The organism is Pseudorhodoplanes sp. (assembly GCF_059499825.1).
On the sequence record NZ_JCABZI010000011.1, the window covers coordinates 405,965 to 429,189 of the forward strand.

Here is a 23,225-nt window from a genome sequence, read left to right on the forward strand (position 1 = left end):
AATCAAGGGAGGATCGCAATGGCTGTCGCTCGCGTGACCGAACTGATTTCCGCTTCCAAGAAGAGTTTCGAAGACGCCATCCAGAACGGCGTGGCCCGCGCCGTGAAGACGCTGAAAAATGTCGAAGGCGTCTGGGTCGAAGGCCAGAAATGCGTCATCAAGAAAGGCAAGATCGACGAGTACCGCGTCAATCTGAAGGTGACGTTCATCCTGCAGGACTGAACGCGCTGCGCGATTGCGAAGCGGGTCGCGAAGCCGTTCTCAGCGCCGGCGCATGCGGAAGCCGCTGCGCTGCGCGGGGGCGGGCTTCGCGGCCTGTTGCGCCTGATTGCCGTTTGCGTTGTTGACGACGATGACGCGCGAGCCCGTGCCACTGCGCGAGCCGGAAGAACCGGGTTCGTCGCGGTACCCATAGGCCTTCTCGCGGGGCATCACCGGCTGCTCCAGCTTGCAGCCTTCGCCGCAGGCCGGCACGCGCGGCGCCACGGCCACCGGCTTGGCTGGTTCGGATGCGGCACCAAGATCGGCTGGAGTCATGTCGGCATTGAGCACAAACCGCGACTTGCCGGTCTGCGGCTGGCTGAAATCGACGATGCTTTGCGCTGACGCCGACGACGCGACGCCGACGACCGCCACGAACACAAACGACACCAGTCTGCGCATGGGAGCCTCCACAAACGGCGGAGGCTAGCGCGCCGGGGTCTAAAGAGCCGGTGCCGAAACGCTGGCGATTTGAGTCAAATGCCGGATATCGGACACCCTCGGCGGATGTCAGGGTGTTCCGCGCGGCATTGTGCCAGCTTCGGCAATTATCCGGGTCCGCGCCTGAACTTTCACGTCTCCGCCTTCGTTGGCTCTCGGATGCCGGATGTCCCCGGCCGGTCGCGCGCGAAGGAACATCGAATGAAAGCTCTGGCATGGCACGGCAAAGGCGACATCCGCTGCGAGGAAGTTCCCGATCCCCGGATCGAGCATCGGCAGGACGCGATCATCAAGGTGACGGCCTGTGCCATCTGCGGTTCCGACCTGCATATCCATGCCGGCATCATCCCGCAGATGCAGAGTGGCGACGTCATCGGCCATGAAACCATGGGCGAAGTCGTCGAGGTCGGCAGCGGCAACAAGGCGCTCAAGCCCGGCGACCGCATCGTCGTGCCCTTCACCATTTCCTGCGGAGAATGCTTCTTCTGCCGCAACGGATTCTTCTCAGGCTGCGAGCGCACCAACCCGGATCGCGACAAGGCCGCGAAGCTGTGGGGCAACGCGCCCGGCGGCCTGTTCGGCTATTCGCATCTGCTCGGCGGGTATGCCGGCGGCCAGGCCGAATATCTGCGCGTCCCCTACGCCGATGTCGGGCCCATCAAGGTGCCGGACCATCTGAGCGACGAGCAGGTGCTCTTCCTCTCCGACATCTTCCCGACTGGCTATATGGGCGCGGAATTCTGTGACCTGAAAGGCGGCGAAACGGTCGCGATCTGGGGCTGCGGTCCGGTCGGACAGTTTGCGATCCGCTCGGCATTCCTGCTCGGCGCCGAACGCGTCATCGCCATCGACACAGTCCCGGAGCGATTGGCGCTGGCGCGTGTCGCTGGCGCGGAGACCATCGATTTCCTCGACGAGGACGTCTACGAGGTCATTATGGACAAGACCGAAGGTCGCGGTGCCGATGCCTGCATCGACGCTGTCGGCACCGAGGCCGAGCCCTCCTCCAGTCTGATGGCGCGCTGGGACCGCATCAAGGTCGCAGCGTTCATGGGCACCGACCGGCCGCATGTCCTGCGTCAGGCCATCCATTGCTGCCGCAACTTCGGCACGGTGTCGGTCATCGGCGTCTATGGCGGCTTCCTCGACAAGATCCCGATGGGCTCTGCAATCAATCGCGGCCTCACCTTCCGCATGGCGCAGACACCGGTGCAGCGCTACCTGCCGAAGCTTCTGGCGCTCATCGACGAGGGCAAGATTGATCCAACCGAGGTGATCACCCATGTCGCTCCGCTCGAACAGGGACCGGAGCTGTACGAGACCTTCCGCGACAAGAAGGATGGCTGCATCAAGGTCGTGCTCAAGCCCGGCATGCCGGAACGTCCGCTCGAGAGCCGCAAGGAGTCGGTCCATGCTTGATAAGACAGACCGGCCGCTGGCGGTCGTGACCGGTGCGTCCACCGGCATCGGCTTGCAGCTCGCGCGGCAATGCGCCGAGCATGGCTTCGATCTCATCATCGCAGCCAACGAGCCAGAGATCGAGAAGGCCGCCGACGAACTGCGCCTCGGCAATGGCAAGGTGGAGGCGGTGCAGGCCGATCTCGCAACCATCGACGGCAACAAGAAGCTCCATCAGGCGATCGGGGGCCGGCCGGTAGCCGCCCTGCTCGCCAACGCCGGCCGCGGACTAGGCAAGGGTTTTCTCGATCAGGATTTCAACGATATCCGCTATGTGATCGACACCAATATCACCGGCACGTTGTATCTGATCCACAAAGTCGCTCGTGACATGCGCGCCCGTGGCGAGGGCAAGATCCTGATCACCGGGTCGATCGCGGGCTTTATGCCCGGCGCCTACCATGCGGTTTACAACGCCACCAAGGCGTTCGTGGATTCGTTCTCTTACGCCCTGCGTGAGGAAATGAAGGATACGGGCGTCACCGTGACCTGCCTGATGCCGGGTCCGACGGAAGCGGACTTCTTCCGTCGCGCCGGCCTGCTCGACACCGAGTTCGCGACCCAGGAAAAAGCCAGCCCGATCGATGTGGCGAAGGATGGCTTCAAGTCGATGATGGCGGGCGACGGCGGTGTGGTCAGCGGCTTCCAGAACAAGATGCAGGCGGCGCTGGCGCACATCCTGCCCGCCGAGACGCTGGCGCGACAGCATACCAAGAAGGCGAAACCCGGAACGGCGGAGAACGCGCGATGAGCGGCAAGGACCGGAGCAGCAGCGAAACCGACGAGCCGTGGAAACTTGCAGGCGAGTCGTCTCAGCAGCCGGAGCAAAAACCGCCGCCGAAGCGCGATCCGGAACGCGACTATCCCAAGGACAGACCTGCAGGGTAGCGCTATCTGCTTGGGGTCAAACGGAGAATCGCTGCGTTTTGAGTTTATTGGGAGGGTCGCGTGAGGTGCCTGGGCACCGCTTCGCGACCCTCCCTTGCGCGTCCTCCCGTGTGACGCTTGACAGCGAATCTCTGTGTTTGAGCCTATTTCGGCGCGTGCGACGGGACCATGACCTGGGCGTTTCGCCGCAGGTGGATTTCCGCTTGGCGAATCCCCCCAGCGCTCCCAAACTGCATTCACTGGTTCGTGAGTAATCCCCGCAATTCTCAACAGGGGACACAAGCTTTAGGGTTTGGTAGGAACTGAGCCACTATAGCTTGACGGGCCGGGCAAGTCTTCATAGGTTGAGTCTCAAGTCCGGCGCGGGTGTGTTTGTCGTCTCCGCCGGCTCCTCCGACAGCGTTTGCGAGGCAGGCACCCGCCCAGACTAAGCCCTTGGCGGGGGTGGGTTTCGCGTCTCTGCCGGGGCCGAAAACGGGTGCGGCCAAACCAGCACCTGCTGAGTTAAAGTGAACGGGCGTCGAACAAGAACAGAGCCGAATGACGATGGCGGGACGGGCCGTCGTCACGGAACAGACCGGCGCAATGCCGCCGGCAAGACAAGAACGGGGCAAGACGAATGCGGATCGAACGGCGCTTCACCACGGACGGACAGTCTCCCTATGCGGGGATCGACTTCCGCCTGACCACAAGCGAGATCAAGAATCCGGACGGTTCGGTCGTGTTCCGGCTCGACAATGTGGAAGTGCCGGAATTCTGGTCGCAGGTGGCGTCCGACGTTCTCGCCCAGAAGTATTTCCGCAAGGCCGGCGTGCCTGCGGCGCTGAAGAAGGTCGAGGAGAATTCGGTTCCCTCCTTCCTGTGGCGCTCGGTCGCCGACCATGCCGCGCTGGCCTTGCTGCCTGAAGCCGAGCGCAGCGTCGGCGAGCATTCCGCCCGCCAGGTATTCGATCGCCTGGCCGGCACCTGGACCTATTGGGGCTGGAAAGGCGGCTATTTCGACACCGAGACCGATGCCCAGGCCTTCTTCGACGAGCACCGTTACATGCTGGCGATGCAGATGTGCGCGCCGAACTCGCCGCAATGGTTCAACACCGGCCTGCACTGGGCCTATGGCATCGACGGTCCGTCGCAGGGCCATTACTACGTCGATCACCAGAGCGGCGAATTGCGCAAGTCTGAGAGCGCCTACGAGCATCCGCAGCCGCATGCCTGCTTCATCCAGTCGATCTCCGACGACCTCGTCAACGAGGGCGGTATTATGGACTTGTGGGTGCGCGAGGCGCGCCTGTTCAAATACGGCTCCGGCACCGGATCGAACTTCTCGGCGCTTCGCGCGGAGAACGAAAAGCTGTCCGGCGGCGGCAAGTCGTCCGGCCTGATGTCGTTCCTCAAGATCGGCGACCGCGCGGCGGGCGCGATCAAGTCGGGCGGCACCACGCGCCGAGCGGCCAAGATGGTGGTGGTCGATGCCGACCATCCGGATATCGAGCAATATATCGACTGGAAGGTGAAGGAGGAGCAGAAGGTCGCCGCTCTCGTCACCGGTTCCAAGATCAATCAGAAGCATCTGCGCGCGGTGCTGAAGGCCTGCGTCAATTGCGAAGGCTCCGGCGACGACTGCTTCTCGCCCGACAAGAATCCGGCGCTGAAGCGCGAGATCAAGCTCGCCCGCAAGGCGTTCGTGCCCGACAACATGATCAAGCGCGTGATTCAATTCGCGCGCCAGGGCTACACCGACATCGATTTCCCGATCTACGACACCGACTGGGATAGCGAAGCCTACCTCACCGTCTCCGGCCAGAACTCCAACAACTCGGTGCGCGTCACCGACGACTTCCTGAAGAGCGTCGAGACCGACGGCAATTTCGATCTGACCTGGCGCAAGACCGGAAAGGTGGCGAAGTCGCTGAAGGCGCGCGACCTGTGGGAGAAGATCGGCCATGCCGCCTGGGCCTGCGCCGATCCCGGCCTGCAATTCCACACCACGGTCAACGACTGGCACACCTGCCCGGCCTCGGGCGAAATCCGCGCCTCGAACCCGTGCTCGGAATACATGTTCCTCGACGACACCGCCTGCAATCTGGCGTCGCTGAACCTGCTCACCTTCCGCGACAAGAACACCAAGGTGTTCGACGTCGCGTCCTACGAACATGCGGTGCGGCTGTGGACCGTGGTGCTCGAAATCTCGGTGATGATGGCGCAGTTCCCGTCGAAGGAAATCGCGCAATTGTCCTACGAATATCGCACGCTGGGACTGGGCTACGCCAATATCGGCGGTCTCCTGATGTCGTCCGGCATCCCCTATGACTCCGATTCCGGCCGCGCCATCGGCGCCGCGCTGACCGCGATCATGACCGGCATCTCGTATGCCACCTCGGCGGAGATGGCGGCCGAACTCGGCGCCTTCCCGGGCTTTGCCAGGAACCGCGAGCACATGCTGCGGGTGATGCGCAACCATCGTCGCGCGGCTTACGGCGAAGCATCGGGCTACGAGCAGCTCGGCACCAATCCGGTGCCGATCGAGGCCTCGCATTGCCCGGACCAGACGCTGGTGAATCACGCCAAGCTCGCCTGGGACAAGGCGATCGCGCTCGGCGAACAGCACGGCTATCGCAACGCCCAGGCGACCGTGATCGCGCCGACCGGCACCATCGGCCTCGTCATGGATTGCGACACCACCGGCATCGAGCCCGACTTCGCGCTGGTGAAGTTCAAGAAGCTCGCCGGCGGCGGCTATTTCAAGATCATCAACCGCGCGGTGCCGGAAGCGCTGCGCACGCTGGGCTACAGCGAAGCCGAGATCGCCGAGATCGAGGCCTATGCGGTGGGTCACGGCAACCTCGCCAATGCGCCGGCGATCAACCACTCGACGCTGAAGGCCAAGGGCTTCACCAGCGAGGCCATCGAACTGATCGAGAAGGCGCTACCAACCGCCTTCGACATCAAGTTCGCCTTCAACAAATGGACGCTGGGCGAGCAGTTCTGCCGCGATGCGCTCGGCGTCTCGCCGGCCGATCTCGCCAATCCTACGTTTGACCTGCTCGCGCATCTCGGTTTCACCAAGCGCGAGATCGAAGCCGCCAACATCCATGTCTGCGGCGCGATGACGGTGGAAGGTGCGCCGCACCTGAAGCCCGCGCATTACGCGGTGTTCGACTGCGCCAATCCATGCGGCCGCACCGGCAAGCGCTATCTCTCGGTCGAAAGCCACATCCGCATGATGGCGGCGGCGCAGCCGTTCATCTCCGGCGCCATCTCCAAGACCATCAACATGCCGAACGAGGCCTCGGTCGACGACTGCAAGAGCGCGTATATGCTCTCGTGGAAGCTGGCGCTGAAGGCCAACGCGCTCTATCGCGATGGCTCGAAGCTGTCGCAGCCGCTGAATTCGCAGCTCATCGCCGATGAAGACGAGGACGACGACGAGCTCGAAGCCTTCATCGACAAGCCCAATGCCGCGCGCACCAGCCAGCTGGCCGAGCGCGTGATCGAAAAAGTGGTCGAGCGCATCACCGTGATCCGCGAGCGCGAGAAGCTCCCGGATCGCCGCAAGGGCTACACCCAGAAGGCGGTGGTCGGCGGTCACAAGGTCTATCTGCGCACCGGCGAATACGATGACGGCCGGATCGGCGAGATCTTCATCGACATGCACAAGGAAGGCGCGGCGCTTCGCTCCTTCATCAACAATTTCGCGATCGCGGTCTCGCTCGGCCTGCAATATGGCGTGCCGCTGGAGGAATATGTCGACGCCTTCACCTTCACGCGGTTCGAGCCGTCCGGCCCCGTGCAGGGCAACGACTCGATCAAGTTCGCGACCTCGATCCTCGACTACGTGTTCCGCGAACTGGCGGTGAGCTATATGAGCCGCTTCGACCTCGCGCATGTCGATCCGTCGGAGACCGGCTTCGACGCGCTCGGCAAGGGCGTGGAAGAAGGCAAGGCGCCGGAGGTGCAGTCGCCGGCCGCGAAATACCTGTCGAAGGGCATCACCCGCTCGCGCAGCGACAAGCTCGGGGTGTTCTCGTCGCATGCGTCTCCGGCGGTGTCGGCGGGCTCGCAGCAGGCCGCCACCAACGTCACCGCGTTTCATTCCGCCGGCGCCACCGCGCTGAAATCGGCGCCCGCGCTCGATCTCAATCCGGTCGCAGAGCGCATGCGGGCGATGCTGGAGGAACCGAAGGTTCAACCCAGCGCGCAGCCGAAAGCGGCGATCTCCGAACGGAGAGCAGAAGCCAAGGCCCGCGGCTACGAGGGCGAGGCCTGCGGCGAGTGCCAGAACTTCACGCTGGTGCGCAACGGCACCTGCATGAAGTGCGACACCTGCGGCAGCACCACGGGGTGTTCGTAAGCTGTAGCCGAGCACCAATCCGCTCGTGCCCGCCAAACGGAGATCGAAAAGGGCCGCGCTCAGCGCGGCCCTTTGTGCGAATCAGGTACTGATAGCGCTCGCGTCATCGCGTTGGCCGGGGGACGCCCCAGCATCGCCGACCGCATAAACCCGGGGACACTCCATGACGACCATCACGCGCCTTCGCATCTTCGCGCTATCCCTCATCGCCGTGCTCGCGATCGGCTTCACCTCCACCGCCCGCGCCGACCAGGGCACCGTGCATATCCGCTTTCTCAAGGGCGGCTGGGTGATCGGCGGCACCATCGGCGAAGGCACGCTGACCTTCCGCGGCCGCCGCTATCCGCTGGCCATCGGGGGCTTAAGCTGGGGCCTCACCTTCGGCGGCGCCGCGATCAACCTGCGCGGCACCGTGCGCAACATCAATTCGCCGCGCGATGTCGAGGGCGTCTATGGCGCGGGCTCGGCTGGCGCCGCCATCATCCGCGGACCGCAGGCCGTGGTGCTGACCAACCAGCGCGGCGCGGTGATGCAACTCGCCGGCACCCAGACCGGGTTGATGGTGAACCTCGATCTCAACGGCATGGCGCTGACGCTGAAATAGTTCCGCCGCACAGGCGTTGCGACCAGACAGGGCGGCCCGCAAGGCCGCCCTTCTTTTTTGGACCGCCTCACGCCGTGTGCCATAGTCGGCCGGTTTTGAAAGACACAAGAAAAACTTTGGGGAGACGACATGCAGGGCCACGACTTCACCCGCCGGCGGCTTCTCGCTGGCGCCGCCGTGCTGGGATCCGCTGCGGTAATGGCGCCGCGCAGGCTGCTGGCGCAAACGGCGCGCAATGCTTCGGCACCCGCCGCAACGCTGCCGGAGCGCGGCGAAATCCTCATCCGCGGCGCGACCTTGCTCACCATGGATCCGGCCGTGCCCGATCTCGCCTCGGGCGACGTGCATGTCCGCAATGGCGCCATCGTCGCGGTGGCCGAGCGCATCGATGCGCCGGGTGCCCAGGTCATCGATGGCGCCGGCATGATCGTGATTCCGGGCTTCGTCGATACCCATTTCCATCTGTGGGCGAGCCTGCTGCGCCCGTTCGTGCGCGCCGACATGCCCGCGCTCGGCTATTTCCCGACCACCGCCCGCCTTGGCCCGCTGATGACCCCGGAGGACAGCTACCGCGCCGTTCGCCTCGGTGCGATTGACGCCATCTCAGCCGGCATCACCACAATTCACAACTGGGCGCACAACACCCGCAGCCCCGAGCACGCCGATGCCGAGCTGTCGGCCATGCGCGACATGGGCCTGCGCGGTCGCCTCGCCTACGGCACCCCGGTCGGCCTCGCCGACGATGCGCCGATGGATGCCGCGGGCCTTGCCCGCGTGCAGAAGGACTGGATGCCGGACAAGGACGGCATGCTTATGCTCGGCATCTCTTCGCGCAATCTCGGCGCCCTGACCATCGGCGGCTCGGCTGCCGCGGCGTCCCGCGGCGTTCTGACGGTGGAGCAACTGAAGCGCGACTGGGACACAGCGCGCGCGCTTGGGTTGCCGATCACCATGCATACCTCGGGCGCGAGCCCGATCACCGACCTCGAAAAGGCCGGCATGCTGGGGACCGACGTGCAGCTCGTCCATCCGCTGCTGACCACGCCCGAGGAGCGGGCGATCATGAAGGCGCGCGGCGTCAGCTATTCGACGTCGCCGCAACTCGAGGCCCGCCGGAGCTCCAAGCTCGGCGTCATCCAGCTCGGTGAATTGCTGGACGCCGGCGTCAAGGTCAGTCTCTCGACCGATCACATCGCCTCGATCAGCGCCGACCCCTTCTCGTCGATGCGCATTCTGTTCGCACTTCACCAGCATCGCATCGGCGCAAGCGTGCCGCTGACGCTGAAGCGCCTGTTACAGCTCGCGACCCTCGACGGCGCCGTCGATCTCGGCATCGCCGACCGCACCGGCTCGATCACGCCGGGCAAGCGCGCCGACCTCGTGCTGGTGCGAACCACTGACACCAACATGGCGCCTGTCGGCGATCCCTATGAGGCGATCGTATCGCTGGCGATGCCGGCGAATGTCGACACGGTCATCATCGACGGCCGGGTGCTGCGTCGCGGCGGCCGCTTCACGGCGTTCGATCACCCGCGCATCGTCGCGGAGGCGCGCGAAGCGGGTGTGGCGCTGCGCGGCCGGGCGAAGTAGCCACGTGGCAACCGCATTCCGGGCGCTCGGTTACCGCCCCGTCGCTCGATCTTGATATTTTGACCGCGCCGGACGCAGCGGTACAGCAAACCGCTTTGGACCCGTGCTTCACCCCACTGCGACCGGCCCATAGCGCCGCTCGGCTTCGATCGTCAGCCCCTTGCCGACCGCGCCGAAGGTATCGCCTTCGACAACGCGGGCGTTGGGCACGCAGGCGGTAATCGCGCGCCGCACATGCGCGAGCTGCACCGAACCGCCGGTCAGGAACAGTGCATCGATATCGCCGGCGCCGAGACCGGCCTCTGTGAGACAGCGCCCGATCCGCGCAGCAATGCCCTCCGCCAGTGCCGACGTATGCCGCACCAGATCGCCGCACGCGATCTCGACCGTCAGGCCCGGCTCGATCCAGTCCAGCGCAAAGCCTGAGCGCGGCGCGTCCGACAGCGCGATCTTCGATCGTTCGACATCCATCGCCAGCGTATGGCCGCGCTGATCGTCCAGCACCCGCAGCAGCCGATCGAACAGCTCCGGCTCTCTCGCCTCGCGGCGCACATTGCGGATATCCTGTGCGACGCCGCGCTCGTACATGCGGTTGATGTTCGACCAGGTCGCCAGATCGTGGAAATAGCTGGTCGGCGCGTTGAGCCCATCCCGCTTCATCGCGCTGCCATAGCCGAGCAGCGGCATGACCTCGCCGAGGCTGACGCGCCGGTCGAAATCCGTTCCGCCGATCCGCACGCCATCGTTGGCGAGGATATCGCCGGTACGGTCCGCCACGCGATGCCGGCGCGGACTGAGGCGCACGATGGAGAAGTCGGACGTGCCGCCGCCGATATCGGCGATCAGCGCGATCTGCTCGCCGGATATCTCGCGCTCGTAATCGAGCGCGGCCGCGATCGGTTCGAACTGGAAGGTGATCTCGTCGAAGCCGAGCCCGCGCGCGATCTCGCGCAGCGTGTCCTCGGCCCTGGCGTCGGCATCCGGCGCGTTGTCGACGAAATGCACCGGGCGCCCGTGCACGACGCTGCGGAACGTGACGCCCGCCGCCTGCTCCGCGCGCCGCTTCACCGCGCCGACATAAGAGGCGATGACGTCGCGGAAGGTTTTGCGCTCGCGACCGAGCTGCGTGGTCTCGTTGATCAGCGACGTCCCAAGCAGCGACTTCAGGCTGCGCATCAGCCGACCATTGGTGCCATCCACATAGGTGTCGATCGCGCGCCGGCCGATAAAGACGCCGCCGTTGCGCTCGAAGAAGATCGCGCTCGGAATCGTGACGTGCTCCGCCTCCAGCGGCACCAGCACCGGCACATGATCGACCATATGCCCGAGCGTGGTGTTCGAGGTTCCGAAATCAAGTCCGCAGGATGACATCGTGGCGTCCGCAAATGGAGCGCCCGTCTATACGCTTGGGCGCGGACGATCCAGCGGATTTTGCGCGCGTTCAGGCATCATCGACAGCCGCACGCCGCGTTATGACGGGACGCTTCGTGGCGTTCGATCACCCGCGCATCATCGCGGTGGCGCGCGGAGCGACGCGTGCTTGTTAGTGTGACATGACGTGATCGAAAAGCAGCTTGTCGACAACGTTCGAGTTGGCTCTTTTACGCACATTAGCCAGAAATGGGCCTCTTTCATCTTTGCTCAAAATGCGTGATGCCCCCACCACCGCCCTGCGGTCCCAGTCACCTAGTTGGTCTACATTGGCTCGGAAGCTTCGCACCCACGCAAAGTCGCGCGTCACGACCGCCATGTTCGCTTGGTGACGCAAGTCGCCATTGGCCCGTATAAGCGGGAGGGCACCCGACGACTCTAACAACAAGCGATCTTGCGATGCTAACCAATCCGCCCAAAACCGAATAAATTTCAGGTTTATTACATTGCTTTCATAAATGCCCTTAAGAAAACTCACCACTGTTTCGCGATGACCCTGAGCATACAATTGCCGCATCGTCTTCATTAAGTCATGAAACACTGGTAAAAACACCTCTGTGCTATCTTCAAGCAGCGGAAAGAACGCATCGCTGTTTGTAATTCGACAGCGCCGCAGTAGAGCCTTGAGTAGATTCAAATCTGCGCGACCTGTTTTTTCAATCGTTTTTGCAACTTGGTCTACGATCTGCGCCAAGCCCTTCTCAGGGGAGACGTCCTCGGTCGCCACTAGAACGCCGAATGGAATCCTCTCGCTCTCTTCATCTTCTTCAGCATCAACGTAAGATGCGACGCCGCCGTATGTCATGGAGCCGAGCAGATCAAAGGCTTCTTGAACCTCAATGCGATAGTGATTGAAAAATTCTCGCTGCAAAAATTCGGACGTTTCCGAAATATACGTCTTAGCCGCGCTGAGATGAAGTCTATGGTGATCAAAAAGATACTCTGACAGGAACTCGGAAATCTTTCTAAGGTCCGCCTCGCGATCAGCAAAAATTCGAAAATCATCAGCAAAACGACAAAACGCAACACCCCGGCTCATAAGAAGGCCGTCCACATCCAACAGAATGGCTTCTGAAAAAATGATACTAGCATTCGGCCCTGTTGGTACGCCCTTCGAAGACTGAGAACTCAGCGAATGAATCACGGACTCGACGTCTTTTGCGATATCCACAAACGAAGGACCAAGGCCAGCAATAGAATTTCGTACGCGATGCGAATATATTTGATTGTAGAAGTCAGCAATGTCGGTGGCGAGGATGAATTTGTTTGCCTCGCAAAGGGCGCGCGTTTGATCCAAGAAGTCTTGATAACCAGTCCCCTCGGAGAAGAATGAACCGCCTTCCGGCTTCGTCCGATATGAGCAAGAGATTTTCTTAGATTTATCGATTCGTTTCGCTTCCAGATCGGAGCAAACCGCATGCGCTAAAGCGGTGTAGACGATACACGATAGCGGATCGAGTTGATGAACAATCCGGAAAGTCTGATTTGGCTTTGGCGCAGGTAACTGGAGAGGCGTTGGGAAGCTTAGTCTTTCGACATTTGTCTTCTTAACTTCGCTGCAGAACTCGTCCCAACCCTGCCAAACAGCCTCAAACTCATAGAGTGGCGGGAAGAAATCAGAGTCCGCAAAACGACTGAGATGCTCCTTCGCGAAAGTGAGATCGACATCTCGCAAGATCGTCATTATCAACTTCGAAACAGGGAAGGGGTTACAACGTATGCGAGTATACTTGATTTGCGGCTAAATCAAAAAAATCCGCGTCTAAAGATCGGAATTTCAACAGATAGGACCGTATTCATTATTTCCGCCATCTTCCCCTGATCTAAGTCTCCGCATCCCGTCCCGTCCAAGGGGCGTCTGATCAGCGTCATGAGACGCGGGGCGGGATGCGGTGGCCGTTGTAAGGCGCAAGACGTGCGTCGTGCAGCGGAGGCCCAAGCTGCGATGATCCGGCTCACCGGCCGTGGGTCACCAGCGGAGGATATCAAGAAAGTCCGCCCGGCGATGCCGGTCAACGGTGTCTGTCCTCCGGGGTTGTCGCAGAGCAAGCCACTCACACCGCGCGCGGAACGCCGATGCCTTTCGGCGGTCCGTGGTGACTACAATCTCATGCGCATACTCACTTCGCGCATGGGGCCATGGGCTTGGCTGAAAGCCCGGCGTTCCGCGCGCCCTTGGTTCTTCCAAGGAATGCGAGTTGGACGACGGGCGCGCCCGCGCCGGCTAAAGAATAAGGGATGGCGGAGCTTTGCCTGGACGCTCTGGAGTCCCCCTGCCCCGCGCTGCCGCGTTTCCATCCGCAATCCGAATGCGCTACAGCGCAGCCATCATCAGAGGCCCGCGATTCCCATGACCCGCAACAACATGCTCTATCTTCTCGTCGGCGCGCTGGCCGTCGTCGCCGCGATCCTCGCCTGGAACCTGTACCAGGCGAAGAAGCAGCCCGAGGGCATGCAGATCAATGTCGGCCCCGGCGGCATCTCGATCGAGAAGAAATAGCGCCGCGTCCGCTACTTGCGGATCTCGCCCATCACGTCGGCGGCGCGCAGGCCGGGATTGTCGAGACAGCGCTCGATGAAGGCGTCGGTCTGCTTGCGCAGCGTCTCGACATTGAACGTGCTGCCGCCCGATTGTCCGAGCAGGAAGCCGTGCAGGAAGGCGATGGCGACGTCGCGATTGCCGCCGCTCTCGCGCATCACATCCTTGCAGGTATATTGCGCGACGCTGCGGTCGCCCGCGTCCGGCTTCCTGTCCTGCGCCTGCGCCGTTGCGGCGGCCAGCATGGCAACGATGGTGACAGCGGCGAGGCTCGAACCACGCATGATCGTTTTCCCTGATAAATCGTTCGGCGGTTCAGCAATTCACCGACCGGAACATGCCGCTGCATTTGCGGCCACCGCTGCCGAAGGTCACAGCCCCGATGGTCCCCGGTCGTTCGAAGCTGCCGGTCAGGTCGCCGCCGAGCGTACTCATCGGCGGCAGCGCGCCGCTGCCGCGCGTGCTGCCGGACGGGCCATCGCGATATCCGGGAAGATAGCCGTAAGGCCCGTCGCACCCCGCACTGCCGCTCATGGCGTTGCAGCCAAGGGCCGGCACCGCAAGCGCGATTGCGACCGTCATCAGCGCCGCGGCGGCCATCCCCTTCACAAGCATCGATCTCACGGCTCCGGCGAAAACCCGGGTTGAGATTACAGGGCAGCGACGCCAGCGCAAAGACGCGTTAACGAAGCCGTCCAAACCAGGCCGCAGGCGCGGCAAGCGCCGCGCGCAGCCGCGGAAATCGCGTTGAGTATGGCTTGAACCGGGACAATTTGGCGGAATCTGTCCCGATCTGCGGCAAAACCTTAGTTGGCGCTATGTGCTTGACGCACAAGGGGTATTCGCCGCCTTTCCGTCATGGAATAGCCCCATCCGATCGGCTAAAGCGGGATCACGCGGTTCCCGCGGTCGCGTTGCGTTTGGCGCGCGGCATCAGCCTGTGACGGTCTGAGCGACATCGTCGTTCATGCGGACCTCGCAAGCGTAGCAATCAATCCACACTAACGAGTTCGAGGTTCAATGCGTATCGCAACGTCGTTTGCCGTCCTGATGGCTGCAACCATTCTTCCCGCCCTCCCCGTCCATGCACAGGATGCCGATGCCGCATCGCAGTTCGAGGCTTTCGGTCCGTTCCGGACCGCGCAGACCGAATATTCATCGCGTCGTGGCGCCAGCGCTGCGCGCGGCTGCCTCACCGGCCAGACCCGCGGAGTGTTGTCACGCCTCGAGGCGCGGTTCGGCGCGGTGAAGGTGATTTCCACCTGCCGCCCCGGGGCGGTGATCGCAGGCTCCGGCCGCCCCTCGCAGCATCGCTACGGCAAGGCGGTCGATTTCGTTCCGCGGTCCGGACAACGCGGCGCGATGCTGGCCTGGCTGCGCGCGAATTCCGGCGGCGCCGTCATCACCTATCCGTCGGGACACATCCATTTCGATACCGGCGGCTATCGCAATTACAACGTCAGTGCGAAAGCGCGCCGCGCCTACGCGCGCGGGCGCTGATAGACGCGCACGCATTATCCGTCCGGCGCGTCAAGCGCCGGACGGACAAGGTCGGCACCAATGCCTCAGCGGCGTCAGTGCAGCCCGAGAAATTCCCGCATCGCGGTCGCGGATTTTTCCGCGTCCGCCTTGTCGGACGCGGGGACGGCAAAGGCCGCGCCTTCCCGCGACACCAGCATCGCGTTGCACATTTCGATGCCCGAGGCGCCGTCGAAGGCAATATCGAGCGTCACGTCGGCAATGTCCGACAGACTCATCTCGGCCGGCTTCATCTTCACGAAGAGGAATTTGCGCTGCAGCACGGCCTTGCCGTCGCTCTTGTCGAGCGTCAGCGTGGTGCCGCCGGAGCGCAGTTCGAGCGCGTCCTCATTGCGCGTGATGTCCGTCATGGCAAATCTCCGCGTTGGCGATCAAAATGCTAACGCGCGACGTCTCGTTCCGAGTACGGGGCACCCTGTCGCGCGACAATCGATCAGCCAAATTTGTGGTCGGACAGACCGCTCAGGTTTCCGGCTCGGTGGTGAAGAACAGCGGATAGCCGTTCTGCTTGCCGAGATCGGTGGCTTCCTTCGCCTTGGTTTCGGCAACGTCGCGGGTATAGACCGCGATCACGCAGGCGCCGCGCCGATGCGCCGTCATCATCACCGCCTGCGCGCGCTCCACGCCCATGCGGAAGACAGCCTTCAATACCTGCACGACAAATTCGCGCGGCGTGTAGTCGTCGTTGAGCAGGATTACCTTGTATAGCGGCGGCCGCGCGGTCTTGGTCTTCGTTTTGGTGCGGGTCTTGACGTTGGGGTCGGGCATCGCAGCCTCGGGCGGCACGGGCACTGTCGGCATGATATGTCAGGATTGCAGGCATGGCAGCCGCGATCCGATCACGGTTTCGCGTGATCCCGTCCGCCTGCTCACCCTCCGACAATGAAAGTGACGCCGACGCCGCGTTCCTGCGCGCGCCGCGAAAACCGCACGACATCCGCAAGCCAGGCGCGCGCCGCAGCCGGCGCCTTCGGCGCCTCGGTTTCGATCAGCGCAACCAGCGCGGCAAGCTGCTCGGCCTTGAACCAGAATTCCTCGTAGGATCCGATGATGCCCTCATGCGGCAGACCATGCATATGCTCGCACAGGTCTGAAGTCTCGAACGCAGTCCAGGCCTCTTCCGGGATCGGCCGGCTTTCGAAATGGACATCGTCGGCCGGATCGCCGGGCATGACTCCGTCCATCCATGGGCCGCGCGCCGCATAGACGCGGCCGATCTCGCGGGTCGCGGTGTCCGGCATATCCCAGTCTCCGCAGGGTTGCGGAGTGCAGGATAGCGCGCCTCACGGAAATTGGAACGCGTCAGGCCGGCTGGAAATTCATCGCCACGCCATTGATGCAATAGCGAAGGCCGGTGGGCGGCGGGCCGTCGGGGAATACATGGCCCAGATGGCTGCCGCAGCGGCTGCAATGCACCTCGGTGCGGACCATGCCGAAAGCCCTGTCCTCGGTGGTTTCGACCGCGCCGGGCTCCGGATCGTTGAAGCTCGGCCAGCCGGTGCCACTCTCGAACTTGCGGCCTGACTTGAACAGCGGCTGCCCGCAGCCGGCACATTCGAAGGTGCCGGCGCGCTTCTCGTAATTCAGTGCGCAACTGCCAGGCCGCTCGGTGCCATGCTCGCGCATGATGTAATATTGTTCGGGGCTCAGCAGGGCGCGCCACTCGGCGTCGGTGCGGGTGACGGGATAGGTCTTGGTCAGGGTGTCGCTCATGCGGCAAATATGGTCCCTGTCCCGGCGTCTGCCAAGTCCACAACCGGAGCCGCAACCCCACGCGGGACGTCCCCCGCCCCACGGAAAATTATGATCGAATCTCTCATCCGCTTCGTGCTGTCCAACTTCACCCTCACGCTCCTGGTCCTGGGGTTGATCGCATCGGCCGTGGCCTACCTCTCGAAGCCAAAACCGCGCAGCCGTGCCCAACTGGTCGAGGCGCTGTTCTCGTACTTCCTCCTGTTTTCCATCGGCATGAGCCTTCTCTATAATTTCGTGATGCACGTGTTTTTCGGCGACATGGCCGCGCGCTTCATCGGCTGGGCCGACAGCCCGTTCCAGACTGAGGTCGGCTTCGCGAGCCTGGGATTCGCGGCAGTCGGCTTTCTCGCGTTCCGGGGCGATCGCGGATTGCGCATCGCCGCCGTGGTCGGCCCGTCGCTGTTCCTTCTCGGCGCCGCAGGCGGCCACATCTACCAGATGATCGCGGCGCGGAATTTCGCGCCCGGCAATGCGGGGATCATCTTCTGGACCGATATCCTGGTTCCGGCGATCGGGTTCGGTCTGCTCTATTTGCAAGGGAAGTATCCGCAAGGGAATCGTCGCAATTCCGGCCCCGCTATCACGTCCCATTGAACAGAAATGCGTTGCGCTTTGTCCGATCCGGTCGGAGACTGCCGGCCAAGAAGAGCGCGATTTGCCCGAGCTTGATGCGCGCCGGATCGAACGCACGCTCGCCCGACTGCGACTGACAAGAACCGTCTTTCCGACCATGGAGAAGGTTATGTCGAAATCGCTTACGTGCGCCCTCGCGGCCGCCATCATGGCAGCTGCACTGGGCGTCGCTTCCGCTCAGCAAGGGCAGACCCGGCAGATCCAGGTCTTGCCCGCCCCGGGTGGCGAAGGCGCGCCGGCGGCCGCCGGTCCTGCCAATGCGCCGGATCAGGGTCCCGGACCAGACGCCAATGCCAATGCGGGACCGCCCGAACAAGCCGCGCCGCAACGACGCCGGCCGGGCCGGCCGTTGCAGCAGGCCGCTCCGGCGCCAGACGCGGCTCCTCCGGCACAGGACTCCACGGCCGGCACACCACCTCCCGGTGACGCCGCTCCCCCGCCACCTCCGGGCAAGGGCGCGCCGCAGAAGTTCGTGAAGGAAGGACCGGTGCTGGAGAAGAAGCCGGTCGTCAGGCACAAACCCAAGCCGCGCTATTACGGCGAGTACCAGCGCCCGCGTTATTATGATCGCGGCGGTTACGGTGGCGGCTACGGTGGCGGCTACGGCGGTTACGGTGGCGGCGGCTACGGCGGCGGTGGTTACGGTGGCGGCGGCTATGGTGGCGGCGGCTACGGTCGCTACTGAGAAACGGCAGACCTGAGATTAGACGCGGCGCCGTCCCCGGACGGCGCCGCGTCTGTTTGTTCAGCCGATGCGTCGGCCACGTTCACTTCTCGATGTAGTCAGCGCATTTGGGGACATCGGTTTGCGCGCCCCATGGCATGATCGGGACACTCGAAGTCGAGTTTTTGGGCGAGCCTTCGATGATGCGATCCGAAAATACCATGTAGACCAGCACATTGCGTTTGACGTCACAGCCGCGGACGATCTGCATCTTCTTGAAGAAGAGCGAGCGGCGGGTTCGGAACACGTCCTCGCCCTGCTCGAACTTGGTCTTGAAATGAATCGGACCGATCTGCCGGCAGGCCAGCGAAATGTCGGACACTTCCTCGGCAAGGCCGAGCCAGCCCTTGAATCCCCCGCGCTCCGGTACGGTGAAGTGGCACGCAACACCGTCAACCTCGGGATCGTCGAGGCCATAGGTGGCGAGCTTGTCGTTCGGCGACATCCACTTGAACACGGTGGAGCGCTTGAAGATCAGGTCGGGTTCATCCGCCGCGTGGGCGGACATCACCCACAACGCGGCTATCGCGATCGCGAGGCTGCGAACCATCGGTCATCCTCATGGATATTTCGGCGCTGCACACATAGGCATTCAGACGCCGAAACGCGATGACCGGTTCCATCAGACGCCGCTATCTTCGCTAGCCGCGCGAGCGCGGCACGTTATAGCGCGGGTTGATCACGCACATGTCAGTCCCGATACGGGTTTGCATGCATTGCGCGAGGCTGACGTAACCGCAGCTCATGGCGCCACCGTCACGCCCCCCGGTGATGATGCACCAGGGATATTCGACTTGCGCCGACGATGGGGTTGCGCCTGTCAGCAACGTTGCGCCGATGACGGCGGCAGCAGCGAGAAGTTTCATTTTCGGTTCTCCAACTCCGGTCTCTTAAGCGCGGCGACAAGCCCGGAGACTAATAACGACTGGGCCCGCTCGCCGGCCATACCGAAACACAGTAGACATTGGTCGCGCTCACAGCAGACCCGGTTCGAACGGTACCATAGGAAAGTCCGCACAGCGCCAGACTGCCCACAAGCGCCAGTAACAAGTCATCCGGACAAATCGTTCCGTCTTAGGCATCGGCCAGCCCTTCGAACGCACCTTTCAGGGTCAGTCGGGCAAACTGGACGCCGGTTCGGCCTATATGGCGAGGCTGGTTACTTCTGTCTCAACGCAGTCGGCGAAAACCGGTTTCATGCCGTGCCGGCTGGCGGCGGAATGAGCGAGCGAATTTTCCAACCGCGGTTTGAACCGCCTTTCAGGGCCGCGCGACGAATGGGCATCAACCAATCGCTCACTCAAGGAAACAAGGCCATGACCATCACGAAAACCGCCCTCGCCGCCGCGATCCTGGCCGTTATGGCCGTGTCCGCCCAGGCCCAGCAGGGTCCGACCCGTCAAATCCAGATCCTTCCTGCCCCCAACAAGGTCGCTCTGGCGCCCGCCCCGGTTGCCGACCAGGCGCCGGCCAAGGTCGACGGCCAGGCCCCCGCGGTCGAAGCCCAGGGTGCCGAAGCCGCTCCGGCCGAGGACGCTGCCCCCGAACCCGCGCCCAGACTGGCCGCGCCGAAATTCGCGCCCAAGGTCATCGTCGCCGAACCGAAATTCGTTGAGCCGAAGTTTGCGCCTCCGGTCCGCAAGGTGTCCTACGGCCATGGTGGATATGGCGGTTACGGCAAGCGCAACTGCCACTAACCGGCCTCCAGACAAAAAGCCGGCCGCAGCGATGCGGCCGGTTTTTTCTGTTTCAGTTTCACGGAGCCGGCTCAAGCCGGCGATGGTCAGCGAAAGATGAAGAATTCGTCGCGGCGTGCTTCCTGCCGCGCCCGCCACCGCTCGTGGCGCAGCCTGCGCACTTCCTCACGGCGCTCACGCTGCAACATTCTCCGCTCCTGCCGTTCCATTCGGCGCTGCTCGCGTCGGGACAATTGCCGTTTAGCCTTGCTCCGATTTTGCGTAGCGTCCTGTTTCAAGACGCGTCCCGACTCGGACGCGGCCGGTGCAACAACAGAAGGCGCGGGTGCCGGAACCGGGAGAGGAACGGCAGCTTCGCCTGTCGCGCCGGATGCGCCACGCGGCGTCGGTACTGGCTTGTCATCATACGCCGCGGAGCCGGTCGTACCCCGTTCCACGGCCGGGCTGGTTGGCGACGCTGCTTTGGTGGCCGGCGCGTCGGGTAACGAGACCTGTTGCGATCCGAGGCCGTGTTTCGGCGTGGAGCGCGGCGACGCCTCCGTATCGGCGGATTTCAGGCACCGCGCTTCCAGATAAGGCCAGGTCTGCTCCTCGCAGCTCTTGCCGGTGGGATCTTCGGCCGCTGTCGCGAGGATCCTGGCTTCAGGTGGCGGCTCGGCATTCGTCCAGTTGCCGATCGCCTCGGAACTGGCGTTTAGGAGTACGCCGACACTCGAAATCCCCAGAAAAATGGCGGCCCCGCCAACGATTGTCGCGGTCACGCGCGCGCGCGTCCGTTCCACCGGCCTCAGCGGACGGTCGAACGACATACGAAACGGATTGAAGCTTTTCATATCGGCCCCAAATGCTGTCGATTGTGAACGACACGCATGGGCCTTGGTTCCCACCGGGTAAGCAAAACGGAGCTTCACGCGCATGTGGGTTCGCATGCGATCCGGCTGCTGTAGACTGGCCGCGGTGGAGCAACTGACATGATCTCGCGGCGAACCATCCTCAACGCGATCGGCGGCGCTGCCGTGCTGCCATTTATGTCCCGGCGCGGGAGCGCGCAAACCGCCATGAGTCGCGCCACGGCCTTCGCCTTCTCTTTCAGGGCGCTGGACGGGAAAGAGATTCTTCTGTCGGAACAGACCGGACGCCCGGTTCTGATCGTCAATACCGCATCGCTGTGTGGCTACACGCCGCAATATTCGGGCCTGGAGACGTTATGGAGCCGGTACCGCGATCGCGGGCTGCTGGTTCTCGGCGTGCCCTCAAACGACTTCGGCGGGCAGGAACCCGGTGGGCAATCGGAAATTCACGGCACCGCCCATCGTCACGGCGTGACCTTCCCATTGACCGAAAAGGTCGCGGTGAAGGGCGAGGCGGCGCACCCGTTTTATCGCTGGGCGGCGATCCAGCGGCCGAGCGAGACACCCCGCTGGAACTTTCACAAGTACCTGGTTGCGCGGAACGGCACGCTTGCCGCCTCTTTCGGCTCCGCGATTGAGCCGACCGCCCCTCACCTGGTCGCGGCGCTCGAGCGCGAGCTCGGGCCCGCCTGACCGGCTAAGGCCTTTTCGAGAGCGTGGCGGTTGGTCCGGAATTTGTCCATTTCCCGACGCAATCGTTAACGACACGGCCATTGGCCGTGTCGAACCCATCACAAATAACTATAATCCCCGTTCCTCACCGGTATCGACGGGGGGATTCGTTGACTCTTGTGGCATGTCACGTTTTTCATGCCATAGCTTTGCCATGCGGGCCGCCTGGGTCCGCTCTCATGAGGGGGTCCACCATGCGCCACTCGTTCGCGTGCGCTATCCTGGTTTCCGCATCGCTGGCGAGCGGTGCGGCTTTCGCGCAGGCTCCGGGTGCCGGAGCCGCCGGTGCGGCCAAGTGTGCCAATCCGGGTGCCCTCGGGGTCTCCCGCACGGTTGAAATCGATACCACCGGCGGTCCCGGTTTCGGCTTCGAACATTTCAAGCAGCACGACTTCCTGCGCGACAAGGAGGTTCTGCTCACCTTCGACGACGGCCCCTGGCCGACCACCCCGAAGGTGCTGGCGGCACTTGCCGATCAATGCGTGAAGGCGACATTCTTCATCATCGGTAAGCACGCAACCTACTACCCGGAAATCTTGAAGCAGGTGGCTGAAGGCGGTCACACGATCGGCTCCCACACCTGGAGCCACGCCGATCTCGGCCGCAAGAACATCAACCCGGAACAGGCCAAGGAAGAAATCGAGAAAGGCATCAGCGCGGTCAACATGTCGCTTGGCGCCCAGTCCGCGCCCTTCTTTCGTTTCGTCGCGCTCCGTCATCCGCCGGAACTCGTGACCTATCTTGGCGAGCGCAACATCGCGATTTTCTCGACCGACCTGGACTCCTTCGACTTCAAGGCGCGCCGTCCGGAGCAAGTCGTGAATGCGGTGATGAACAAACTCAAGAAGCACGGCAAGGGGATCGTTCTGATGCACGATTTCCAGACCCAGACTGCCGACGCGCTGCCGGAACTGCTCAAGCAGCTCAAGGACGGCGGCTACAAGGTCGTGCACATGCGGGCCAAGGGCACGGTTCAGTCGATGGCGAAGTACGACGAGATGATGAAGAAGGAGGCCAAGCTTCCAACCGTCGACCAGCGTCCGACTGCGAGCGTTGTTCGGACCGTCGATTAGGCGGCGCGTTATTGAGGTTTCGGTTCAGATCGCCGGGCTCCGCCCGGCGATTTTTTTTGACACGGCGCCGCCTGATGTTGAGAGCGGGCGCAGATGCCCTCCCCAAGCGATGCGCGTGTGCTTCCGTGACAACGGTTTGGGCAATTTTGCGCCGCGGTAGAAGAATATGGGTGACGGCGCTGAATATTCAGGCAGACTTGTAATCGAGCATTGATTCGATTCTTCAGTCACGCGGGACCGGCGGTTGAGGGGGCCGATCCCGCAGAGGTTCCTCCCGCGTGGCGTAACAACCTTGGGGCGGCTCACTTGGCCGCCCTCTTTATTTCCAGGTCGGAATTTTCAGTACGGACTGTCCGGACAATCAGGCCCCGCTGCGGAATTCAGCGCGGGCGCGGCGCCCGCCGGTATCGCGGCGCAGGCTCACCGGAATAGCGCGGGTTCACAGCACAATCGCCGCCGGTCGCCGAGACAGCCTCGCGGCATTGCCGCAGCGTGAAATAGGAGCAATCCATCGCACCGTCATAGTCCCGGGCGCAATACTCCGTGCTGTAAACGTAGCTCCTCGCCGAAGCGGTGGTCGCCGGTACAAAAAGCGCGAACATAGCGGTCGCTGCGAGCGCCAAACCAGTCGTCATAAGCCGCATGTCTTCAAACTCCC

At 63.1% G+C, this 23,225-nt stretch carries 27 protein-coding genes; 14 read left to right on the top strand and 13 right to left on the bottom strand.

Annotation, left to right across the window (positions count from 1 at the left end):
- The first annotated feature begins 18 nt into the window (after window positions 1-18).
- Window positions 19-222 (top strand): dodecin family protein, encoded by a 204-nt coding sequence (locus AC5I5I_RS17980; protein ID WP_495975290.1) that lies wholly within the window; start codon window positions 19-21, stop codon window positions 220-222.
- A 39-nt stretch (window positions 223-261) separates the two neighbouring features.
- Here the strand turns inward: AC5I5I_RS17980 and AC5I5I_RS17985 are convergent, their stop codons facing one another.
- On the bottom strand, window positions 262-663 hold the full coding sequence (locus AC5I5I_RS17985; RefSeq protein ID WP_495975291.1) for a hypothetical protein: 402 nt from the start codon (window positions 661-663) through the stop codon (window positions 262-264).
- Between the two features lie 240 nt (window positions 664-903).
- Here AC5I5I_RS17985 and AC5I5I_RS17990 point away from each other — a divergent pair, with 240 nt between their 5' ends.
- The 6 genes from AC5I5I_RS17990 to AC5I5I_RS18015 all read left to right on the top strand — a co-directional run bounded on the left by AC5I5I_RS17990 (window position 904) and on the right by AC5I5I_RS18015 (window position 9,593).
- Entirely contained in the window at window positions 904-2,121 is a 1,218-nt protein-coding gene (locus AC5I5I_RS17990; protein WP_495975292.1) for a zinc-dependent alcohol dehydrogenase, read from the top strand.
- The gene (locus tag AC5I5I_RS17995) at window positions 2,114-2,911 is read left to right on the top strand and encodes an SDR family NAD(P)-dependent oxidoreductase (protein WP_495975293.1); all 798 of its coding nucleotides are present in this window, start codon (window positions 2,114-2,116) and stop codon (window positions 2,909-2,911) included. The genes AC5I5I_RS17990 and AC5I5I_RS17995 overlap by 8 nt, the downstream gene beginning before the upstream one ends.
- Window positions 2,908-3,048, top strand: a complete 141-nt coding sequence (locus AC5I5I_RS18000; RefSeq protein WP_495975294.1) for a hypothetical protein — start codon at window positions 2,908-2,910, stop codon at window positions 3,046-3,048. Before AC5I5I_RS17995 ends, AC5I5I_RS18000 begins: the two co-directional genes overlap by 4 nt.
- A gap of 619 nt (window positions 3,049-3,667) precedes the next feature.
- Window positions 3,668-7,399 (top strand): vitamin B12-dependent ribonucleotide reductase, encoded by a 3,732-nt coding sequence (locus AC5I5I_RS18005; RefSeq protein ID WP_495975295.1) that lies wholly within the window; start codon window positions 3,668-3,670, stop codon window positions 7,397-7,399.
- Between the two features lie 163 nt (window positions 7,400-7,562).
- Window positions 7,563-8,003, top strand: a complete 441-nt coding sequence (locus AC5I5I_RS18010) for a lipid-binding SYLF domain-containing protein (protein WP_495975296.1) — start codon at window positions 7,563-7,565, stop codon at window positions 8,001-8,003.
- 129 nt (window positions 8,004-8,132) lie between these two features.
- A complete protein-coding gene (locus AC5I5I_RS18015; RefSeq protein ID WP_495975297.1) occupies window positions 8,133-9,593 on the top strand; it encodes an amidohydrolase family protein in 1,461 nt (486 codons plus the stop codon).
- Between the two features lie 108 nt (window positions 9,594-9,701).
- On the opposite strand, the gene AC5I5I_RS18020 is transcribed toward AC5I5I_RS18015, so the two are convergent.
- Together AC5I5I_RS18020 and AC5I5I_RS18025 are read right to left on the bottom strand one after the other, a co-directional pair.
- Window positions 9,702-10,964: an Hsp70 family protein gene (locus tag AC5I5I_RS18020; RefSeq protein ID WP_495975298.1), complete on the bottom strand. Its 1,263-nt coding sequence runs from the start codon at window positions 10,962-10,964 to the stop codon at window positions 9,702-9,704.
- A gap of 172 nt (window positions 10,965-11,136) precedes the next feature.
- Window positions 11,137-12,708 carry an RNA-directed DNA polymerase gene (locus AC5I5I_RS18025; protein WP_495975299.1) on the bottom strand — a complete coding sequence of 524 codons (1,572 nt, stop codon included), beginning with the start codon at window positions 12,706-12,708 and terminating at the stop codon, window positions 11,137-11,139.
- Between the two features lie 666 nt (window positions 12,709-13,374).
- Here AC5I5I_RS18025 and AC5I5I_RS18030 point away from each other — a divergent pair.
- Window positions 13,375-13,524, top strand: coding sequence for a hypothetical protein (locus AC5I5I_RS18030; protein ID WP_495975300.1), 150 nt, complete (start codon window positions 13,375-13,377; stop codon window positions 13,522-13,524).
- An 11-nt stretch (window positions 13,525-13,535) separates the two neighbouring features.
- On the opposite strand, the gene AC5I5I_RS18035 is transcribed toward AC5I5I_RS18030, so the two are convergent.
- Entirely contained in the window at window positions 13,536-13,847 is a 312-nt protein-coding gene (locus tag AC5I5I_RS18035; RefSeq protein WP_495975301.1) for an HdeA/HdeB family chaperone, read from the bottom strand.
- Between the two features lie 31 nt (window positions 13,848-13,878).
- Window positions 13,879-14,187, bottom strand: a complete 309-nt coding sequence (locus tag AC5I5I_RS18040) for a hypothetical protein (RefSeq protein WP_495975302.1) — start codon at window positions 14,185-14,187, stop codon at window positions 13,879-13,881.
- Between the two features lie 396 nt (window positions 14,188-14,583).
- On the opposite strand from AC5I5I_RS18040, the gene AC5I5I_RS18045 reads away from it, so the two are divergent.
- Window positions 14,584-15,063 carry a YcbK family protein gene (locus AC5I5I_RS18045; RefSeq protein ID WP_495975303.1) on the top strand — a complete coding sequence of 160 codons (480 nt, stop codon included), beginning with the start codon at window positions 14,584-14,586 and terminating at the stop codon, window positions 15,061-15,063.
- A 74-nt stretch (window positions 15,064-15,137) separates the two neighbouring features.
- Here AC5I5I_RS18045 and AC5I5I_RS18050 read toward each other — a convergent pair whose 3' ends face one another.
- The 4 genes from AC5I5I_RS18050 to msrB form a co-directional block, all read right to left on the bottom strand.
- Window positions 15,138-15,452, bottom strand: a complete 315-nt coding sequence (locus AC5I5I_RS18050) for a hypothetical protein (RefSeq protein ID WP_495975304.1) — start codon at window positions 15,450-15,452, stop codon at window positions 15,138-15,140.
- A 112-nt stretch (window positions 15,453-15,564) separates the two neighbouring features.
- On the bottom strand, window positions 15,565-15,870 hold the full coding sequence (gene clpS, locus AC5I5I_RS18055; RefSeq protein ID WP_495975333.1) for an ATP-dependent Clp protease adapter ClpS: 306 nt from the start codon (window positions 15,868-15,870) through the stop codon (window positions 15,565-15,567).
- Window positions 15,871-15,971: 101 nt separating this feature from the next.
- On the bottom strand, window positions 15,972-16,343 hold the full coding sequence (locus AC5I5I_RS18060) for a hypothetical protein (protein ID WP_495975305.1): 372 nt from the start codon (window positions 16,341-16,343) through the stop codon (window positions 15,972-15,974).
- 61 nt (window positions 16,344-16,404) lie between these two features.
- Window positions 16,405-16,815 (bottom strand): peptide-methionine (R)-S-oxide reductase MsrB, encoded by a 411-nt coding sequence (gene msrB, locus AC5I5I_RS18065; RefSeq protein WP_495975306.1) that lies wholly within the window; start codon window positions 16,813-16,815, stop codon window positions 16,405-16,407.
- Between the two features lie 90 nt (window positions 16,816-16,905).
- Here msrB and AC5I5I_RS18070 point away from each other — a divergent pair, with 90 nt between their 5' ends.
- Both AC5I5I_RS18070 and AC5I5I_RS18075 read left to right on the top strand, forming a co-directional pair.
- On the top strand, window positions 16,906-17,451 hold the full coding sequence (locus AC5I5I_RS18070) for a DUF6790 family protein (protein WP_495975307.1): 546 nt from the start codon (window positions 16,906-16,908) through the stop codon (window positions 17,449-17,451).
- Window positions 17,452-17,599: 148 nt separating this feature from the next.
- Window positions 17,600-18,175 (top strand): hypothetical protein, encoded by a 576-nt coding sequence (locus tag AC5I5I_RS18075; protein ID WP_495975308.1) that lies wholly within the window; start codon window positions 17,600-17,602, stop codon window positions 18,173-18,175.
- Window positions 18,176-18,257: 82 nt separating this feature from the next.
- Here the strand turns inward: AC5I5I_RS18075 and AC5I5I_RS18080 are convergent, their stop codons facing one another.
- Window positions 18,258-18,764 carry a CreA family protein gene (locus AC5I5I_RS18080; protein WP_495975309.1) on the bottom strand — a complete coding sequence of 169 codons (507 nt, stop codon included), beginning with the start codon at window positions 18,762-18,764 and terminating at the stop codon, window positions 18,258-18,260.
- Window positions 18,765-18,855: 91 nt separating this feature from the next.
- A complete protein-coding gene (locus AC5I5I_RS18085; protein WP_495975310.1) occupies window positions 18,856-19,080 on the bottom strand; it encodes a DUF3551 domain-containing protein in 225 nt (74 codons plus the stop codon).
- 450 nt (window positions 19,081-19,530) lie between these two features.
- Here AC5I5I_RS18085 and AC5I5I_RS18090 point away from each other — a divergent pair, with 450 nt between their 5' ends.
- Window positions 19,531-19,911, top strand: a complete 381-nt coding sequence (locus AC5I5I_RS18090; RefSeq protein WP_495975311.1) for a hypothetical protein — start codon at window positions 19,531-19,533, stop codon at window positions 19,909-19,911.
- 86 nt (window positions 19,912-19,997) lie between these two features.
- On the opposite strand, the gene AC5I5I_RS18095 is transcribed toward AC5I5I_RS18090, so the two are convergent.
- A complete protein-coding gene (locus AC5I5I_RS18095; RefSeq protein ID WP_495975312.1) occupies window positions 19,998-20,828 on the bottom strand; it encodes a hypothetical protein in 831 nt (276 codons plus the stop codon).
- A 54-nt stretch (window positions 20,829-20,882) separates the two neighbouring features.
- On the opposite strand from AC5I5I_RS18095, the gene AC5I5I_RS18100 reads away from it, so the two are divergent.
- Together AC5I5I_RS18100 and AC5I5I_RS18105 are read left to right on the top strand one after the other, a co-directional pair.
- On the top strand, window positions 20,883-21,455 hold the full coding sequence (locus AC5I5I_RS18100) for a glutathione peroxidase (protein ID WP_495975313.1): 573 nt from the start codon (window positions 20,883-20,885) through the stop codon (window positions 21,453-21,455).
- A gap of 233 nt (window positions 21,456-21,688) precedes the next feature.
- On the top strand, window positions 21,689-22,567 hold the full coding sequence (locus AC5I5I_RS18105) for a polysaccharide deacetylase family protein (protein WP_495975314.1): 879 nt from the start codon (window positions 21,689-21,691) through the stop codon (window positions 22,565-22,567).
- 380 nt (window positions 22,568-22,947) lie between these two features.
- Here AC5I5I_RS18105 and AC5I5I_RS18110 read toward each other — a convergent pair whose 3' ends face one another.
- Window positions 22,948-23,211, bottom strand: coding sequence for a DUF3551 domain-containing protein (locus AC5I5I_RS18110; protein WP_495975315.1), 264 nt, complete (start codon window positions 23,209-23,211; stop codon window positions 22,948-22,950).
- Between the last annotated feature and the right edge of the window lie 14 nt (window positions 23,212-23,225).